Origin of the sequence: Nocardia cerradoensis NBRC 101014, assembly GCF_000308535.1 — a bacterium.
Classification (GTDB): Bacteria; Actinomycetota; Actinomycetes; order Mycobacteriales; family Mycobacteriaceae; genus Nocardia; species Nocardia cerradoensis.
The window spans coordinates 16,563-35,220 of sequence record NZ_BAFW01000229.1; the positions used below are offsets into that span (position 1 = coordinate 16,563).

General features: G+C 68.9%; 17 protein-coding genes. 7 read left to right on the forward strand and 10 right to left on the reverse strand.

Features of this window, described 5'->3' with window-relative positions; translation table 11 throughout:
* Positions 1-75 precede the first annotated feature (75 nt).
* Positions 76-1,614, forward strand: coding sequence for an acyl-CoA synthetase (locus ON23_RS23930; RefSeq protein WP_039780929.1), 1,539 nt, complete (start codon positions 76-78; stop codon positions 1,612-1,614).
* A gap of 35 nt (positions 1,615-1,649) precedes the next feature.
* Here ON23_RS23930 and ON23_RS23935 read toward each other — a convergent pair whose 3' ends face one another.
* Complete coding sequence (locus ON23_RS23935; protein ID WP_157170277.1) at positions 1,650-2,045, reverse strand: hypothetical protein; 396 nt, start codon at positions 2,043-2,045, stop codon at positions 1,650-1,652.
* A 293-nt stretch (positions 2,046-2,338) separates the two neighbouring features.
* Here ON23_RS23935 and ON23_RS23940 point away from each other — a divergent pair, with 293 nt between their 5' ends.
* On the forward strand, positions 2,339-2,875 hold the full coding sequence (locus tag ON23_RS23940; protein WP_039780931.1) for a hypothetical protein: 537 nt from the start codon (positions 2,339-2,341) through the stop codon (positions 2,873-2,875).
* 10 nt (positions 2,876-2,885) lie between these two features.
* Here ON23_RS23940 and ON23_RS23945 read toward each other — a convergent pair whose 3' ends face one another.
* Positions 2,886-4,322, reverse strand: a complete 1,437-nt coding sequence (locus ON23_RS23945) for a glyceraldehyde-3-phosphate dehydrogenase (protein WP_373282244.1) — start codon at positions 4,320-4,322, stop codon at positions 2,886-2,888.
* Positions 4,323-4,472: 150 nt separating this feature from the next.
* Complete coding sequence (locus tag ON23_RS23950; protein WP_039780934.1) at positions 4,473-4,961, reverse strand: GAF domain-containing protein; 489 nt, start codon at positions 4,959-4,961, stop codon at positions 4,473-4,475.
* 312 nt (positions 4,962-5,273) lie between these two features.
* On the opposite strand from ON23_RS23950, the gene ON23_RS23955 reads away from it, so the two are divergent.
* Positions 5,274-5,522, forward strand: a complete 249-nt coding sequence (locus ON23_RS23955; RefSeq protein ID WP_036505697.1) for a hypothetical protein — start codon at positions 5,274-5,276, stop codon at positions 5,520-5,522.
* Positions 5,523-5,577: 55 nt separating this feature from the next.
* Here the strand turns inward: ON23_RS23955 and msrC are convergent, their stop codons facing one another.
* The gene (msrC, locus tag ON23_RS23960; RefSeq protein WP_039780936.1) at positions 5,578-6,078 is read right to left on the reverse strand and encodes a free L-methionine (R)-S-oxide reductase MsrC; all 501 of its coding nucleotides are present in this window, start codon (positions 6,076-6,078) and stop codon (positions 5,578-5,580) included.
* Between the two features lie 141 nt (positions 6,079-6,219).
* Between msrC and ON23_RS23965 the strand changes: the two genes are divergently transcribed.
* The gene (locus tag ON23_RS23965; RefSeq protein ID WP_039780937.1) at positions 6,220-6,591 is read left to right on the forward strand and encodes a nuclear transport factor 2 family protein; all 372 of its coding nucleotides are present in this window, start codon (positions 6,220-6,222) and stop codon (positions 6,589-6,591) included.
* Between the two features lie 10 nt (positions 6,592-6,601).
* Here ON23_RS23965 and ON23_RS23970 read toward each other — a convergent pair whose 3' ends face one another.
* A complete protein-coding gene (locus ON23_RS23970) occupies positions 6,602-7,594 on the reverse strand; it encodes an LLM class F420-dependent oxidoreductase (RefSeq protein WP_039780938.1) in 993 nt (330 codons plus the stop codon).
* On the opposite strand from ON23_RS23970, the gene ON23_RS38060 reads away from it, so the two are divergent.
* The gene (locus ON23_RS38060; RefSeq protein WP_157170278.1) at positions 7,581-7,973 is read left to right on the forward strand and encodes a hypothetical protein; all 393 of its coding nucleotides are present in this window, start codon (positions 7,581-7,583) and stop codon (positions 7,971-7,973) included. The genes ON23_RS23970 and ON23_RS38060 overlap by 14 nt on opposite strands.
* Here ON23_RS38060 and ON23_RS23975 read toward each other — a convergent pair.
* Positions 7,939-8,724: an alpha/beta fold hydrolase gene (locus tag ON23_RS23975; protein WP_039780940.1), complete on the reverse strand. Its 786-nt coding sequence runs from the start codon at positions 8,722-8,724 to the stop codon at positions 7,939-7,941. The genes ON23_RS38060 and ON23_RS23975 overlap by 35 nt on opposite strands.
* Positions 8,725-8,786: 62 nt before the next feature.
* On the opposite strand from ON23_RS23975, the gene ON23_RS23980 reads away from it, so the two are divergent.
* Together ON23_RS23980 and ON23_RS23985 are read left to right on the forward strand one after the other, a co-directional pair.
* Positions 8,787-9,824, forward strand: a complete 1,038-nt coding sequence (locus tag ON23_RS23980) for an RNA polymerase subunit sigma-70 (RefSeq protein ID WP_245556087.1) — start codon at positions 8,787-8,789, stop codon at positions 9,822-9,824.
* A 38-nt stretch (positions 9,825-9,862) separates the two neighbouring features.
* Positions 9,863-10,465, forward strand: a complete 603-nt coding sequence (locus ON23_RS23985) for a maleylpyruvate isomerase family mycothiol-dependent enzyme (RefSeq protein WP_039780954.1) — start codon at positions 9,863-9,865, stop codon at positions 10,463-10,465.
* Between the two features lie 33 nt (positions 10,466-10,498).
* Here the strand turns inward: ON23_RS23985 and ON23_RS23990 are convergent, their stop codons facing one another.
* From ON23_RS23990 to ON23_RS24005, 4 genes are all read right to left on the reverse strand, one after another.
* Positions 10,499-11,302 carry a DUF5995 family protein gene (locus ON23_RS23990; protein ID WP_245556089.1) on the reverse strand — a complete coding sequence of 268 codons (804 nt, stop codon included), beginning with the start codon at positions 11,300-11,302 and terminating at the stop codon, positions 10,499-10,501.
* A 143-nt stretch (positions 11,303-11,445) separates the two neighbouring features.
* Positions 11,446-13,671, reverse strand: coding sequence for an MMPL family transporter (locus ON23_RS23995; RefSeq protein ID WP_051043228.1), 2,226 nt, complete (start codon positions 13,669-13,671; stop codon positions 11,446-11,448).
* 244 nt (positions 13,672-13,915) lie between these two features.
* Entirely contained in the window at positions 13,916-14,707 is a 792-nt protein-coding gene (locus ON23_RS24000) for an FkbM family methyltransferase (protein ID WP_039780943.1), read from the reverse strand.
* Positions 14,701-18,658: non-ribosomal peptide synthetase (locus ON23_RS24005; protein WP_039780957.1), on the reverse strand; the 3,958-nt coding region annotated here is incomplete at its 5' end. The genes ON23_RS24000 and ON23_RS24005, both read right to left, overlap by 7 nt.

Below are 18,658 nucleotides of genomic sequence, written 5' to 3' on the forward strand. Positions count from 1 at the left end.
GCGGGGACGTCCGGCCGCGCACCGGCCTCGCGAATTCCCTGCCAAACTAGTTGGACGTCCGATAATCTCCCGCCTATGAGTCTCGATCCCCGCACGCACACCATCGACGGCGTGCTGCACCGTTCGGCGGCGAAGGTTCCCGGCCGCACCGCGCTGACATTCGACGGCCGGAGCTACACCTACCGGGAACTCGATGCCGCGGTCACCCGGGCGGCGGCCCACCTGCTCGACCTCGGCCTGGCCGCGGGCGATCGGGTCGCCGCCTACGGCACCAATTCCGATGCGTACGTGATCGGATTTCTGGCCTGTGCCCGCGCCGGCCTGGTGCACGTTCCGGTGAACTACGCCCTGAAGGGCGGGGAGCTGAGTTATCTCGTCGCGCAGTCGGGTGCGCGGGCGGTCCTGGCCGACCCGGCGCTGATCGGCACGCTCGACCACGTGCGCGGCGACCTCACCGCGGTCGAATACGTCGTACCGCTGCGCGATGCCGACGGATCGCTGCGGGCCGTCGCCGACGCGGCGGGCGAGGTCTCCGACTTCTCGTCCCGGGCGGCCGCGACCGACCTCGCCCAACTGCTCTACACCTCGGGAACGACGTCGAAACCCAAGGGCGCCATGATGACTCACGAGGCGCTCGTCTTCGAGTACGTCTCCTCGGTGATCGCGCTGGACCTGCGTCCCGACGACAATCCGCTCGTCGCCATGCCGCTGTACCACTCGGCGGGCATGCACGTGTTCATGCTGCCCTACCTGTCGGTCGGCGCGACCGTGCACCTGATGGCCACTCCGGACATCCCGGAGATCCTGCGCCGGATCGAACAGGACCGGATCGGTTCGCTGTTCCTCGCCCCGACCGTCTGGGTGCCGCTGTCCCACCACCCCGACCTCGACCGCCGCGACCTGTCCTCGCTGCGCAAGGCGCAGTACGGTGCCTCGATCATGCCCGTGACCGTGCTGAACCGGCTGCGCGAACGCTATCCCGACCTGGGCTTCTACAACTGCTTCGGGCAATCGGAGATCGGGCCGCTCGCCACGGTGCTGCGCCCGGAGGAACATGCCGAACGGCCGTCGTCGTGCGGACGGCCGGTGTTCTTCGTGGAAACTCGTGTCGTCGACACCGAGGGCAACGACGTCGGCCCCGGCGAGCCGGGCGAAGTGCTCTACCGCTCGCCGCAGCTGTGCCGCGGCTACTGGGACAATCCGGACGCGACCGCGGAGGCGTTCCGCGACGGATGGTTCCACTCCGGCGACCTGGTGACGCGGGATGCCGACGGCTACATCACCGTCGTCGACCGGATCAAGGACGTCATCAACACCGGCGGCATCCTGGTGGCCTCCCGCGAGGTCGAGGACGCCCTCTACAGCCATCCCGCGGTCGCCGAGGTCGCGGTCATCGGCATCCCGGACGAGAAGTGGATCGAGGCCGTCACCGCCGTCGTCGTCCTGCACGAAGGCCGGGAGACGACCGCCGATGCGCTGATCGCGCACGTCAAGGATCTGATCGCACCGTTCAAGGTGCCCAAGAGCATTCGCTTCGCCGCGGCGCTCCCCCGCAACCAGAGCGGCAAACTCCTCAAACGCGAACTGCGCGAACCGATGACGACAGCGGACTGAGCGGATCACCTCAGCGCGCGATCACCGAGACGCTGTCACCAGGGCCCGATGACATGCTCGAGCAGGGCCAGCGCGAACGCGCCCACCACCGCGAGCCCGAACCCCGCCGCGGTGGTGAGCGCCAGCGCACGCCCCAGCCGCCGGCCGTGCGCACGCACGAGCATCAGACCCGCCGCACCACCGAGCGCGGCCAGCAGCAGGCCGCCGCCCATCACGAGATAGAACACCGCGGCCAGCGCCGCGTTCACCGCCTCGTGCGGTCCTCGGGCGTACACACCGAACGGAATCGGAAACCGATACACGCTCGCCACCATCGCCGCGGCGGCCGGTGCGGTGAGCACGGCCGCCAGCGCACCCCACAGCACACCCACCCACAGCACCACCCCGGTCACGCGCGGCTCCCCCGCCGCACCACCGTCCCCGAACCCCATACCTGACCTCGCGTTTCACCTGTCGCTGGGCACTCGCGCACGCGCCGGGCCCGAATGCCCGGCTCCGCCAGAGCAAACCAGACGAACGCACCGCACGGCCGGCCGGGCCGGTACGCGGCAACGACCGTACGTCCGCTGTTCCGGACGCGCGAATCGAGCGGTCGACGCGGCGGCCGATCGATGGTCCGGGTGATCACCGATGTCCTAGGGTTGTTCGCGGCGGCCCCACTGCCCCACCCCCGTGCCCGACCCGAGGCCGCGCCCCGCATCGGACGATCAGGAACGGGAGACATATGGACGGCAGCCGCGACGCACTGCTCCACGGTCCCCTGTTCTCCCGCCGCAATCCGCTGAACCGCAGCAATGCCGCGAGCCGGATCAGCGCCTACGTCTACGGCAACATCCTCATTCTCGCCGCGTTGATCCCGGTGACCACCACCGCGGAACATGTCGGGATCCTGGTGGTCATCGGGACCGCGCTGTCGACCTTCGTCGCGCACGCGTTCGCCGAGGGGGTCGGCGAGGCCGTGCGGGAGAATCGTGCGCTCACGCCGCGGCAGCGGTGGGAGGATCTGCGCGATTCGGTGCCGATTCTCAGCTCCGCGGTGCTGCCGTCGATCATCCTGGCATGCGCCGCCTTCGACTGGCTCGCACCCCGCACCGCACAGATCGTCGCCGAGGTGGCGATGCTCATCCGCATCGGCGGCATCGTCTTCGTGATCGAACGGCTCAAAGGCGCCCGGCCCCGCCGCTCGACCATCCTCGCGGCACTGCTGCTGACCGCCGTCGCGACGACGGTGGTCGTCGTCAAGGTCGTCCTCACCCACTGAACGGGTTCGGCTACCCCGCCTCGACCCCGGCCAGTGCGCGCACATCGGCGGCGTCCTGCGACCGGTCCGCGAACTGCGGATAGGTCGGGTACTCGATACCCGAGATGTACTGCACCGTCCGGACCACCTGGGACGAATAACCGAATTCGTTGTCGTACCAGCAGTACAGGATCGCGGTGTCGCCCTCGACGATGGTGGCGTTGGCGTCGATGATCGAGGCGGCACGCGAGCCGATGAAATCGCTGGACACCACATCGGTGGCGGCGGTGTAGTCGAGGTTGCGGCTCAGCGGACCGGCGAGCGAGACCTGCCGCAGGTAGTCGAGCACCTCGGATTTCGTCGTCTCCCGCTCGAGCTGGAGGTTCAGGATGGCGACGGACACGTCCGGGGTGGGGACGCGGATCGAGTTTCCGGTGATCTTGGCCTTGAAGTCCGGCATCGCCTTGGCGACGGCGGAGGCGGCGCCGGTTTCGGTCAGGACCAGGTTGAACGGCGCGGAGCGGCCGCGGCGGTCCGCCTTGTGATAGTTGTCCAGCAGGTTCTGGTCGTTGGTGAACGAATGCACGGTCTCCACGTGCCCGCGGGTGATGCCGAATTCATCGTCCATCGCCTTGAGCGGCGGCACGATCGCATTGGTGGTGCAGGACGCACACGAGAAGATCCGCTGCGTCAGATCCAGATCGCGGTGGTTGACGCCGTGGACGATATTCGGGACATCGCCCTTACCGGGCGCGGTGAGGACCACCTTCGCGATACCGGGACGCAGATGCTGCGACAGCCCGTCGCGATCGCGCCACTTGCCGGTGTTGTCGATCAGGATCGCGTCGGAGATTCCGTACTCGGTGTAGTCGATCGTCGTCGGATCGTCGCTGTAGATGAACTTGATGACGTTGCCGTTGGCGATGATGGTGTCGTTGTCGGCGTCGACCTTGATGGTGCCGTTGAAGTGCCCGTGTACCGAATCCCGGCGCAGCAGCGACGCACGCTTGGCCAGATCACCCTCACCGCCGCGGCGAACCACCACCGCACGCAGGTTCAGTCCGTTGCCGGAGCCGACCTTCTCGATCAGCAGACGCGTCACCAGCCGGCCGATCCGGCCGAAGCCGTACAGCACGACATCGCGCGGACCCGGCGACTGCGCCTTGTTGCCGCCGATCACCTCGGCGAGAACCACCTCGGTGAACTCACGCACCGACAGCCCGCGGTCGTCGGCGCGGTAGGCCACGACCAGCTGGCCGAGATCGATCTTGCACGGGCCGAGATCCAGTTCGTCCAGGACGCGCAGGAACGGCAGCGTCTCGTCCACCGACAGCTCTTCGCCCTCGATCTGGCGCGCGAACCGGTGCGTCCGCAGAATGCTGATCACCGACCGGTTCACCAGCGACCGGCTGTGCAGCAGCACCGTCACACCCTTCGCCCGATACAACGTGCCGATGATGGGGATCATCGCCTCCGCGGCGGCTTCCTGGGCGTTCCAGCGGTCAAGTTGTTCGGTAGTCAACGCAGGTCCTCGGTTTCCTCGACGGGTACGCCACGTCGATGCTAATGAGGGCCTGGATTTCACCGACGGCGGATCCCTGGCGGTGAGGTTTTCGGATCACTCCCGCCGCAGCCGCGGCGGGTTGCGGCGGCGGATCTGCAACAGGTCGGTGGCACAGCGGCACACCGGATGCAGAGCATCGGCGAGTTCCTCGCTGAGGACGTTCGCGGCGGGCGTGTAGACGCTCAGCACTCCGACCACCGCACCGTCGTCGTCGGACAGCGGCTGGCACCGCACCGCCTGCACTCCCCACAACCGCAGCTCCGCGCCGCACCCCGGCCACCGCGAGCTGCCGGCGAGATCGGTGATCACGATCGGGACACCGGTCGCCGCGGCCTCGCGAGCGGGGCTGTCGGGATGCAGCAGCTGCGCCTCCTCGACCATTCGCGCGCGGTGCGTCGTCGCCGCGACGATCTCGAGTACCGTGCTGCCGTGCGCGGTGACCCCCGCCATCGGCGATCCCGGCAGGGTACGCAGCAGCGCGGCGACACCGGCCGCCGAGACAGGCGACGACGTACCGGCGCGACCGGGCGGGTCACTGTGCATAACGGACCTCGATCCGACGCGACGAGTCAACGTGAGAGGTGGCATACCGCGCCCGGCAAAACCGGGTCGAGGTATGACGACCAGTCTTCGAGTGCCCCGCTGCCCGTCGCGGCAAACCTCGTCCGGGCACGCCGGATTCGGCCCGGCGCCGCGGACCGGACGAATGTTCGTCCGGTACAAGCCGTTTGCGTCATCTCGCCGAGTACGCGAGGTCACCGTTTCGCGGCGCGCCGCCGGGGTACCCATCGACAATCCGCACTCGGAACGACTTCGTCACCGGCCGAGGGCCCGTCACCACAGGAGGTGTGCTGTATGGACGATCTCCAGCGCAGAGTGCTGACCGCGCTGACATCCGCGCGGCGTGGGCTGAAGACCGCGGACGCACGCCTGCTGGAGCGTCGAATCGTGGGTCTGCGCGCCGAAGTCGACGCCGCCGGCTATCCCCGGCCCCAGCACCTGCGCCTCAAGGCGTCGTGCGCGGAGGCACTGGCGGCGGCGAGGTGGACACTGGGGCGGCCGAATCCGCAGGCCTTCCGGCCGGCGATGCAGGCGGCCTCGTAGCCGACCGGTCACAGCCTCCGTTTCGGTTGCGGCACAATCCGTTCCGATTCCCTGCTCAACCCCGATCGTCCGCGATCAGCGAGTCGAGATAGATCGACGCGATCTCCTCGAGCCCCCGCTGATCGACCGGACCGAATCGGTCGAGTTCGGGACTGTCCAGATCGAAGACGCCGATGACGGTGTCCTCGTGAATCAACGGCACCACCAGTTCGGATCGACTCGCCGGGTCACAGGCGATATGGTCGGGCACCGCGTGCACGTCGGCGACCCGTTGTGTCCGGCGGGTCCGCGCCGCCGCACCGCATACGCCTCGGTCCAGCGCGATGCGCACGCAGGCCGGGCGGCCCTGGAACGGGCCGACCACCAGTTCGTTCCCGTCGTGGAAATAGAATCCCACCCAGTTCAGGCCGGGAAGACCGTGATAGACGAGCGCGGAGAGGTTGGCGGCGTTGGCGATCCGGTCGTGTTCCCCCGCCACGAGCGACCGGGCCGATGCCGCGAGTTCCCGATAGCGCTGTTCGTCCGCCTGGTCGTCGCGGATGCCGGCGGCGCTCATGCCGCACCTTCGTCGTTCACGAGTAGATGTTCCTCTCTCGATGGTCGCGGTGGTTCGAACGTCTCAGCGGAGCTTCCCCTTCCGTCCCGGCAGGCGGGATCGGCAGGCGGCGCGGCGCCGGATCCGTGTTTTCGTTGTCCCATGGCTTCAGCGGAACGGATTCGAGCAGCGGTACACCGGTATCTCGAGGCGGTGGGCTCCGGGTCCGCCGCCGATGTCGCGGCATGTTACAGCGAGGACGCCACCGTGGAGGATCCGTTCGGCTCGCCGCCGCACGTCGGCCGGGCCGCGATCGAAAAGTTCTACGGCGCATTGGATTCCGCGCACATGCGCACCGAGCTGCTCGACCTGCGGATCGCGGGCGGCGCGGCCGCGTTCCGGTTCCGGGTGGTGACCGAGACCGGCTCTCGCACCACGACGATCGAACCGATCGACGTGATGACCTTCGACGAGGACGCCCGCATCACCGGTATGCGAGCGTTCTGGTCACCGGAGGACGTGCGCGTCGACTGAGTGCCGTGGGTCATCGCAGCGCGGGAATGACCTCGCGCTCGAACAACTCCACCCCGGACAGGTCGTAGGCCGACTCGGGGAAGTTGTGGATGGCGTACGACAAACCGAGATCGCGGACCCGGGACAGATTTTCGACGATCTGTTCCGGAGTGCCGACCGCCGGGGAATCGGCGTAGAGCTTGGTGACCCAGTCCTGCGCGGCGTCCGCCCCGAGCGCGGGAGTCAGCCGTGAGGTGAGTGCGGCCAGCCGTTCACGCACCTCCGCCTCGGTGGCGCCGATCACGGTGTTGAAGTTCGAACTGCGGGTGATCGCGTCGAAATCCGTTCCGACGGCGGCGCAATGGTCGCGCAGCAGCTCGGATTTGCGGGTGAAGGTTTCGGGATCGCCCGCGAAGTTGGTGTACTGCGCGTATTGCGCGGCGATGCGCAGCGTGACCTTCTCACCCCCGCCCGCGACCCAGATCGGAATGCCGCCGTCCTGGAGCGGCAACGGATACACCCGGGCGCCGTCGACCTGGTAGTACTTGCCGTCCAGGGTGGCGGTACCGGTGGTCCACGCCTGACGGAAGATCTGCACTCCCTCGTCGAGGCGGCCCAGACGCTCACCCGCGGAAGGGAATCCGTAGCCGTAGGCGCGCCACTCGTGCTCGTACCAGCCGCCGCCGATCCCCATCTCGACCCGTCCGCCCGAGACCAGGTCCACGGTCGCTGCGACCTTGGCGAGGTAGGCCGGATTCCGGTAGCTGATCGCCGTGCACATCTGCCCGAGCCGGATGCGGGTCGTGGTGGCGGCGAAGGCCGACATGAGCGTCCACGCCTCGTGCGTCGCTTCCTCGGTGGGAACCGGCACGGTGTGGAAATGGTCGTAGACCCACAGCGATTCCCAGTCTTGTCCGGCGTCGGCCCGCTGTGCCAGATCCCGCATCACACCCCACTGCGCCCCCGGTTCGATGCCGACCAGGTCCAGCCGCCAGCCCTGGGGAATGAAGATGCCGAAACGCACGCCGCGCCTCCTCGTCGAGAGAACAGATCCGGCGGTCACTTTTCCGACCGATGTGCCCGCGGGCAAGAGTTCGGCGCTCGGCGCGCCGAACTTTTCCGCGGCCCGGATAGGCGCAGACCCGGCGAATCCGCGATCGGTTCACCGGGTCTGGGGACTTCGTCAGAGCAAAACGTCGATCAAATTGAGAAGGATCGATCCCAGACCCGAGGCCAGAGCTCCGACAACCGCGATGATTCCGTTGATCACAGCGTTCCTTTCTCCCAGCGTTCCGTTGGCAAACCACGTTGTATTCGATGTCGACGCACATGTCGGATTGGTCCGACCTGTGCCGGCGCCGAAGATCGTCACGTTCGATCGCCGGCGCGCGCCACCCGCGTGAGCCACTCGGCCAGCAGGGCGCGCAGCAGTTCCGGTTGCTCGTGCGGCAGAGCGTGTCCGGCCTCGTCGACCACGGTGAGCGAGGCGTGCGGACACCGCTCGAACAGATCGGTGGCCGCCGCGTAACCGACCGTCGAATCCAGGCGCCCGGCCACGATCGTGGTCGGCCCCGGATACGGCGGTGTGCCGTCCGGGCTCAGCTGCCACCGCTCACCGATGCGCCGCGCCGCGGCCCGATCGACCAGCTCGGCAGCGGGGGCGACGAAACGCTCGTAGCGGTCGAGCATGGCCGGGGTCTGGACGACGAAGTAGCCGCGGAAATCGTCGTCGCCCAGATCGCCCGGCCCGGCCACGACGCGATGCGCGGGAATGTCGCGCAGTCCCGGCAACAGCGGGCAGATCAACGCCAGCCCGGCCACCCGGGTGGCGCGCCGCGCGGCCATCGCCTGGGCGTAGTACCCGCCCGCCGAGTGGCCGACGAGCAGGAAATCACCGCCGGTGACCGCCTCTGCGAAGCGCAGCAACGCGTCGAGTACATCGTCGGCGCTGCGCAGTGTGGCGGGTGCGGCGGTGTATCCCGCACCGGGCAGGTCGGGGTAGATCCGCCGCAGCCCGGTGGCATCGCCGAGAACCGGTTCGAAGCACGCCTCGGCCTCGCGGTGATCGACACCGGCGCCGTGCAGCACCACCACCGGGCGGCCCGTGCCGTGCTCCACGTAGTGAAATACGACCTCGCCCGCGCGCAGCTCCATGCCCCGCAAGCTACCCGGCCGTCCCGCTGTCGTTGGTGACACGGAGGTGCGAGCATGGGACGGTGAGTGTGTCCGCGAGTGAACCGCTGCCGGAGTCCGGGAGGCCGGAGTCCGGCGTCGCGGGATCCGGCGTTTCAGGGCCGGGGGCACTCGAAGCGCTGCGGATTCCGCTGACCGGCTACTGCTACCGGATGCTCGGTTCGTCGGCCGATGCCGACGACGCGGCGCAGGAGACGCTGATCCGCGCCTACACCCGATTCGACCGCTTCGACCCCGAGCGCGGCCGGCTCTCGACGTGGGTGCACGCCATCGCCACCAATATCTGCCTGGACATGCTGCGCTCGGCACGCCGCCGGATGCTGGTGTGGGAGGGCCCGGTCTCCACCGGTTTCGACCCGGACGCGGTGGTGCCCGCCGACCGGTGGCTCGATCCGGTCGCGGACGCGCGGGTCCTCGACCCGGCCGAGCGCGTCGTCCGCCGCGAGTCGGTGCGATTGGCCTTCGTCGCGGCACTGCAGCATCTGCCGCCACGCCAGCGGGCGGTGCTGGTCCTGCGCGAGGTGCTGGCGTTCAGTGCCGCCGAAACCGCGACCATGCTGGAGGTCAGCCCGGCCGCGGTCAACAGCGCGCTGCAACGCGCCCGTACCACCCTGGCGGCGGTCCGGCCCGCCGCCACCGATCCGCTCGATCCCGACGACCCGGACGACCGGGACCTGGTCCGGCGCTACGTCACGGCGTTCGAGAACCATGACGTCGACGGCCTCGCCGCGCTGCTGTGCGAGGACGCCGAATCCGGTATGCCGCCGTTCGCCTGGCGACTGAGCGGGCGCGAGCTCATCGTCTCGGTCTTCGCGGCGGGCGACGCGTGCGCCCACGATCGGCTGGTACCGGTGCGGATGAACGGTTCGGTCGGATTCGGTCAGTACCGCCCCGACACCGACGGTGTGCTGCGCCCCTTCGCACTGCTCGCTGTTCAGGCACGGTCGGGGCTGATCGCGCGGCAGGTGACCTACCTGGGCAGTGGTGACCGGTTCGCCGAATTCGGGCTTCCGCCGATTTTCCGGGCGCGCACCGATGAATTCTCGCCGTCGGGTTCGTAGCAGAGGTGACCACTCCCTACGACCGAAACGACGGAGTCATGACCTCGACCGACACCGACACCACCGTCCTGCGCGAACACACCGTGGCCGAACGCCGGCGCCTCGCGGACCTGCTCGCCGGCCTGACGCCGGAGCAGTGGGCCGCGCCCTCGCTGTGCGAGGGCTGGCGAGTCCGTGAGGTGCTCGCCCATATGACGATGCCCTACCGCACCTCCACGTGGTCGTTCGTGCGCGGGCTGGCCGGTGCGCGCTTCTCGTTCCACCGCTACGCCGACCGGGCCGCGCGCGCCGACACCGCGCGGATGAGCGATGCGGAACTGCTCGCGTCGCTGCGCGACAACGTCGAACACCCGTGGCGTCCGCCGGGCGGCGGTGTGGTGGGCGCGCTGAGCCACGACGTGATCCACGGCCTGGACATCACCGAACCCCTGGGCCTGCCGCCCGCCCCGCCGGAACGGATCGCCCTCGTGCTCGACCGGGCGAGCCCGAAGTCGCTGCGCTACTTCGGCGTCGACCTGACCGGCCGTCAACTGCGGGCGACCGACGCACCGGTCACGCTGGGGTCGGGGACGCCGACCACGATGTGCGCCAAGGACATTCTGCTCACCGTCACCGGCCGCCGCCCGCTGCCGGTCGACTGACAGCGCGGGCCGGGGCCACGAGGCCGGCCGTGCTCACAGGCCGCCGAGGCGTGCGAGCACGGCGAAGGCCGCGTCGTCGGCCGACCACAGCGCGTTGATCTCCGCGCGCGTGGCCTCGGCGGTGGTGGGGTTCTGCAGCGCCAGCCCGTTGGTCCAGACCACCACGTTGTAGCCGAGGTCGGCGACCTGGAGTAACGGCCCGGTGGCCACGCCCTGGCCGAACAGCCGATCGAGTCCCTCGCCGACGAAGTAGAAGCGCCACAGCGGCCCGAGGTCGGCGTTGTACACCTGCTTCGTGCGATCGACGATCAGATCGCCGCTGCGGGCGATGGCGTCGACGATGTGGAAGAAGTCCGGCGCGTTCTCGGGTTTACTGCCCACCGCCGCCACCGCATAGGCGAGGTCGACCGTCAGGTGCGCGTTGTACCCGGCCATCGCGACCCGCGCGGGCGACTGGTCGCACTGCCCGGCCAGCTGGAAATACCAGGCCCAGTGCGGCTCCGGCGTGCCGTCGGTGAACTCGGCATGCAGGTTCACCAGAAACCGGCGCAGCAGTTCGTAACTGATCGCGTGGGCGTATTCCGGATCGACGAACGCAGTGGGGTCGTGTTGCAGCGGCAGCACCGGGTCCTGCTCCACGGCGTCGAGCCCCACATCGAACAGGCCTCGCCAATCATGATGGGAGGTAAGGATTTCGGTGATCCGATGATTGCGCGCGACCGCCTCGTCGAATCGGTCGAGGGTGGACCCGGCGCCGATGGTCGTGGTGTCCGACAAGTCGGCGACGGTCCGGATCTCCGCGGGCGACAGCGGTGTGCCGCATCGAGTGGCGGCCACGGCGCCGGCCTGCGGCGCGGCAGCGATCAGAGTCGGAAAAGCAGTCGAAAAAGCAAGAGCCACAACGATCGACGCGACACGGAGCATACGGTGACCATCCTGTCCGGTGACGTACGGCGGTGTTGCCGATACGGTACTGCTTTTCACTCCGAGGCCGTGCGCGCGGTCTCGGCGCCGGCCGCCGCCGCATGGTCGCCGCGGACACGATCCTCCAGCCGGGCGCCCTCGATGTCGAGGTCCGGGACGAGACGCCCGAACCAGCGTGGGTGGTACCACATCCGGTTGCCGACCAGCGCCATCACGGCCGGCACCAGCGTCAGCCGCACCACGAAGGCATCGAGGAGCACGCCGACCGCCAGGGTGAACGCGAGCGGTTTGACGATGGGGTTGTCGACGGAGACGAAGGCGACGAACACCCCGAACATGATGAGCGCGGCGGCCGTCACCACCCGGGCGGAATGTGCCACTCCGTTCTGCACCGCCGCGATGGCGTCGGCGGTGTGACTGTGTTCCTCCTTGATCCGCGACACCACGAAGATCTGGTAGTCACTGGAGAGGCCGAAGATGATGGCCAGGATGATGATCGGCAGAAAGCTCAGCGTCTGCCCCGCGGTGACATCGAAAAGTTCCGCGCCCCAGCCCCATTGGAAGACGGCCACCTGCGCCCCCAGCGCGGAGAAGACGGACAGGACGAACCCGGCGATCGAGGACAGCGGAACGAGCACCGTCCGAAACGCGATGGTCAGCAGGACCAATGCCAGCCCGACGACGACACCGAGGAAGACCGGCAGCGCGCCCGCCAAGCGGTCGGAGGTATCGATATTCGCCGCGGTCGTCCCGCCGACCAGGTAACTCACGCCGAGATCTCCGGTCAGGCGCGGGCGGTCGTCGCGCAGACGGGTGACCAGGTCGGCGGTGGCGTCGTCGGTGGGGCCGGTCTTCGGAATCACCTGGACCAGCACCAGATTGTCGCCGGTGCCCGCGGGCTGCACGAGCGCCACGTTCGGTTCCTGCTGCAATCGAGCGATCAGCGTCTGCACGGCGTCGGGGGCGCCCGCGTGCGTGGTGTCGGTGGGCAACAGCAGCGGGCCGTTGAATCCGGGCCCGAACGAATTGTCCACGAGCACAAAGGCTTTGTGCGCTGTGCTCGTGTCCGGCTGGGAGGCGCCGCTGGGCAGGCCGAGATCGAGCCGGGTCACCGGCAGCGCCAGGATCACCAGTACCGCGATACCGAGAATCAGCAGCGGTATCCGGAAGCGGGTGACGGTGCGCCCCCAGGCGTGCCCGACGGTGCGTTCGGGTTCGTTCGCGGCGATGCGCGCGACCTTTTCCGGGCGTCCGGGATGCAGCGGCGGTGAGATGAACTTCGCCACCGTCTCGCCCGCGATGCGCAGCAGCGCCGGTAACAGCGTCAAGGCGACCAGCATCGCGACGAGCACCGCGCCCGCCGCGGTCAGGCCCATCACCGTCAGGAAGGGGATGTCGGCGACCGACAGGCCGCACAGGGCGATGATCACCGTCACCGCGGCGAAGACCACCGAACTGCCCGCCGTGCCCACGGCCAGCGGAATCGACTCCACCACCGTCGTTCCGCGCAGGATGTTGTTGCGGTGCCGCGAGAGGACGAACAGCGCGTAGTCGATTCCGCAGGACAGTCCCAGCATCAAAGCCAGCGACATCGCCGCCGAGGGCACATCGACGAATGCCGCCACCCCCAGCACACCGGTCACGCCGATCCCCACCCCGATCAACGCGGTGAGCACCGGGAGTCCGGCGGCCACCACCGCACCGAAGGTGATCAGCAGAATGACGAATGCGGCGGCGATACCGACTATTTCGGGGCCCTCGGGGATCTCGGCGGTGAATCCCGGGTAGACGGCTCCGGAGAATTCGACCTGCATTCCGGTTGCCCGCGCAGGCGTCGCGACCCGGGTGACCTCGTCGAGTGTGCTCTCGGCGACCTCACCCGCCGAGACCGAGAACTGCACACTTCCCAGTGCCACCCGCTGATCGGGTGAGATCGCATGCGCGTCGAAGGGATCCACCACCGTCGCGACCTGAGGCAGGCCCCGGAAGCCGGCCATCGCCTGCTCGATCTCGGCATGGGGTTGCGCGTCGGTGACCTTCGTACCGCCGGGCGCCGCGAACACCACCTGCATCTGAGCACCGCTGTAGGCGGGCATCCGCTGCTGCAGCAACGACACCGCATCCTGTGACTCCGTCCCGGGGACGGTGAAATTGTCGGTGGTGCGGCCACCCGATCCGACCCCGAATCCGATCGCGCCGCCGAGCAGGACGATCCAGACGACCAGCACCCACCAGCGATGCCGGGTTACCAGACCACCGAGCACGAAGAGGTACCTCGACATCGAATTCCTCGATTCGATCGGCCTATCGACACATCGAACCATCATCGAGCATCGCGCACGCGGCCGTCGAGGGCGGCACGCTGAGCGGTCCCGCTAACCTTCGGCAGACGCACCGGGGCACACGTGCGCGCATGCCCTGCGGGCCGAACAGGATGAGGAGTTCGACCACGCCGCCGTCGGCGCGGTGCAGTCGGGCACCAATCTGCTCGGTCTGCTCGTCCGCCTCGCGACCGGGCGCTGAGATTCACCGATCGATGCGCGGCCGGACGGCGAAGACCTCGTGCATTTCGGTGCCGGCCAGCCGCGGGTCCTGGCGGGTCTGCGCCGACATGCCCTGCCGCGTGAACAGGTCACAGACCTCGCGCAGACGGCCGTCGCGATCGTGGACCTCGGCGACGACGACGTGGATGCGCCGCCAGTCCGCGGCCGTGATGCCGAGCAGCACATCCCATTCCGCGCGTTCGACATCGACTTTGAGCAAGCCGATCTCGCATCCTCGGCAGTGCTGGTCCAGGATCGCCGACACGGTGGTGACTCCGACCTCGAGTTGCACGCCGTCGTGCAGCCCCTGCGTGATGACCGCGATGGCGCTGTCGTCCAGCCCGTTGTTGCGCAGATAGGTGGCGGTCGCTTCGTCGTCGGCCGCGCGATCGGCGAAGAAGCCGGAATTCGCGGTCGCGCGCGGGTACCAGGTGAACGGCCGGGTCCCCGGCGTGGCGCCGACCGCGGTCCGCAGCGATATCCCGCCCGGAACATGCGCCGCGATATTGCGGTCCAGGCATCGGAAGGTCATCGGCACCGGTTCGACCGCGATGACGCGGGTGCCGGGGCAGGTGTCGGCGAACATCATCGCGCTCAGGCCGATGTTGGCGCCGATGTCGAGCACGACCTGGCCGGGACTGAGGAATTCGGCCGCGCGCCGGTAGAACCCGTCGGCCGCGGTCGTCTCCCCCCACAGCATTCTGGCTTCGGCAGGGCTGGTGCAGGTCACCGTTCTGCCGTCATCGAGTCGTACGTGTTGCAGAGTGGTCAGCATTGTTCCATCAACCTTTCGAGGACGGGGCCGACGACGGCCAGCGCACGGGGATGGCTCAATTCGAGATGGCGGGCGTCGACGACGACGTTGTGGACCTCGCCGCCCACGTAGGGGCGCCAGGTATCGGCGAGAGCGTCGTGGTCCGGGTGATCCTGTCCGGCGGTGAACAGGATCAGGTCACCGTCGAAGACTTCGGGCCGATGGGCGGTGGAGATATCGCCGGCGGTGCGGAAGCTCGCCATGACCCGATCCGTCTGTTCGGCGGTGAACAGTCCGGTCGCGATCACCTGCTCGCGGATGACCTCCCACGCTTGTTCGTGCGTGCTCACCGCCAGTTCGTCGCCGAGGTCGAACAGCTCGCGCCAGCCGCCGAGCAGATCGGTCATCAGCTGTCCGGGCGCGGGGTCGTCGGCATCGGGTTGCGCAAGCGCGCCGGCGGCGCTGTCGAGCAGCGCCACGATGCCGACCCGGGCGCCGGCGCGGCGCAACCGCACCGCCATCGCATGCGCGATCTGCCCGCCCAGCGACCACCCCAGCAGGTGATAGGGCCCCGTGGGCTGTACTCGGCGGATTTCGGCCACGTAGCGGTCGGCCAATTCGTCGACGGAGCCGGCGGCGGGTTCACCGGCGACGACGTGTGGATCCTGCAGGCCGTAGACCGGCCGATCCGGACGCAGATGTTCGATGAGCCCGCCGTAGAACCACGCCAGGCCGCCCGCCGGATGCACGGCGAATACGGCGGGCTCGGATCCGTTCGCGCGCAACGGAAGCAGCACACTCAGGCCCGATGTGCCGTCGTCTTCGTCGGCGCGGCGGGCCAGCGTCTGCGGTGTCGCATCCTCGAACATCCACGGCAATTCGATCGTCACACCGCGCGTGTGCAGTTCGGTCACCGCCATCGTGGCCAGCAGCGAGTTGCCGCCCAGATCGAAGAAGCCATCGGTCGCCCCGACGCGGGCGGCGCCCAGGATGTGCTCGTACACCTCGGCGATCACCTTCTCGGTGCGGGTGCGTGGTGCGACGAAGCGTTGTACGGCGGCGCCGAAATCGGGTGCGGGCAAGGCTTTCCGGTCCAGTTTGCCGTTGACCGTCAGCGGCAGATCGTCGAGCACCATCACCATCGAGGGCACCATGTAACTCGTCAGCACCTCGGCCGCGGCCGCCCGCACCTGCCCCGGATCCAGACGCTGTCCATCGGCGGCGACCACGTATCCGATCAGCTGGTCGACCTCGCGCTCGTGACGATGTACGGCCGCGGCGGCCCTGGCGACCGACGGATGCCGCAGCAACGCCGACTCGACCTCACCGAGCTCGATCCGGTACCCGCGCAGTTGGACCTGGGCGTCACCGCGCCCCGCATAGGCCAGTTCCAGACCGCCGCCGGTCTCGCGCCAGCGGCCGAGGTCACCGGTGCGGTACAGCCGGCCGCCGTCCGGGTCGAACGGATTCGCCACGAAACGACTCGCCGTCGCCACAGGTGCGCGCAGGTATCCGCGCGCGAGTTGTGTTCCGGCGATGTAGATTTCACCGCGCACCCCGATCGGCACGGGCCGCAGCCGGTCGTCGAGCACATAGGCTCGCAGTCCCGGCAGCGGCACTCCGATCCGGTCCGCGTTCGGGCCTCCGACCTCGGCGAAGGTCACATGCACCGTCGTTTCGGTGATCCCGTACATGTTGACCAACCGCGGTGAACCGGGCTCGTGCGCGGCGAACCATCCCGACAAACGCGCCGCGTCCAGGGCCTCGCCACCGAAGACGACATAGCGGAGCGCGAGATCGCCATGGGCACAACCGGATTCGCGATATCTGTGTTCGGCGTCGGCGAAACCGTAGAAGGCCGAGGGGGTTCGGCTCAGGATCGTGACGCGCTCGCGCGCCACCAGGTCCACCAGCGCGTCGGGCGAGCGGGCGGTGTCGTGGTCTACGACGACCAGTCTGCCGCCGGTCAGCAGCGCACCCCACATCTCCCACACCGCGAAATCGAATGCGTAGGAATGAGACATCGTCCACACGTCGCCGGGGTCGACCTCGAATCGTTCGGCGGCGTGGGTCAACAGCGTGACGGCGTCGCGGTGGGTGACGGCCACGCCCTTGGGAGTGCCGGTCGACCCGGAGGTGTAGATGACGTAGGCCAGGTTGTCCGGCCGCGCGGCCACCGGCGCCCGCGCGCTACCGGCGTCGAATTCGGTCTCCGCATCGTCGATCGACACCATCGGCGTCGCGCACCTCGGCACCTGCGCGGCCATCTCGGCCGAGGTCAGCACCACGACGGGACGTGCGTCGTCGATGACGAAACGCAGGCGACGCGGCGGATTCGCGGTGTCCAGCGGCAGATATCCCGCGCCCGCGCGCACGACGGCGAGCAGACCGACGATCAGATCGACCGACCGCGGCAGCGCCACCGCCACCAGCGTTTCCGGCCGTGCGCCGTGCGCGGCGAGACGGGCGGCCAGCCGGGTCGCCCGTCGATCCAGTTCCGCGTAGGTGAGCTGTGCCGTACCGTCGCTCACCGCGATCGCGTCGGGCTGCGCCGCGACGCGGGCGGACAGCAGCTCGGGCAGGGTCCGTTCCGCCACCGCGGCGCCGTCGCTCCCGGCGGCCGCCAGTATCCGGCGACGCTCGGCGGGCTCGAGGATATCGATATCGCCCACGGCGACAGCGGGATTCGCGGTCGCCTGCTCGAGGATGCGGACCAGCGCCTGGGTGAATCGCCGCATCGTCTCGTCGGCGTACAGGTCGGTGGCGAAGGTGAGGCGGCCGGCCATTCCGCCCGGCCGGCCGTCGGCGCCGGGTCGCGGGACGAGTTTGACGTTGAGATCCGCGCGTGCCTGATCGAAGACCTCTTCGATCGGTTCGATGGTGAGACCGGGCAACTCCAGCGTGGCGGCACTGAGATCCTGCACGTCCAGCGTCACCTGGTACAGCGGCATATGCGCGGTCGAGCGCCGTGGATTCAGCTCCTCCACGATCTCTTCGAAGGGCACATCGGCGTGCGCGAAGGCCGCCAGATCCGTGTCCCGGACCGCGGCGAGCAGTTCCTCGAACGCCTGCGGCGAGGCCACTCGGGTCCGCAACACCAGCGTGTTGACGAACATGCCGATCAGATCGTCGAGTTCACGGTCGCCGCGGCCGGCCACCGGGGTGCCGATCGCGATATCGCCGACCGCGGCCAGCTTCGACAGCAGGCCGGCCAGCCCGGCGTGCAACACCATGAACACCGTCGCGTCGGCCGCCCGGGCGAGGGCCTCGATGCGGGCGTGCAGCTCGGCGGACAGCTCGAAATCGAGGGTGCTGCCGTGCATGGACGCCACGGGCGGGCGGGGCCGGTCGGTCGGCAGTTCGAGAAGTTCGGGCAGTCCGGCGAGGGTGCCGGTCCAGAATCGCAGCTGCCGGGAGATCAGCGAGTCCGGGTCCGTTTCGTCGCCGAGCATCTCGCGCTGCCAGAGTGCGTAGTCGGCGTACTGCAGGGCCAGTGGCGGCCACTTCGGTTGTGTTCCTTGCCGGCTCGCCGCATAGGCGAGCGCCACATCCCGGGCGAGCGGCATCATGGACTGTCCGTCGGCGCAGATGTGGTGGACGCCGATCACCAGCACGTGGTCACGGTCGCCGAGGGTGAACAGTTCGGCGCGTACCGGCGCCTCCCGGGTGACGTCGAAACCGGCGGACACCACCTCCGCCGCTCGCTCGCGGATCTGCCGTTCGTCTGCCGGGATCGGGATCAGCGCGGGCGCGACCTCGTCGGCGCCGCCCACGACCTGGCAGGGGGCTCCGTCGATCATCGGGAATCGGGTCCGCAGCGATTCGTGCCGGTCGACGACCAGCGCGCACGCCCGCCGCAGCGCATCGATATCGAGGTCGCCCCGCAGCCGGATCACCAGCGGGATGTTGTACGCGCCGACCGAGGTGTCGAAGCGGTTGAGGAACCACATCCGTTGCTGTGCGGGCGAGAGC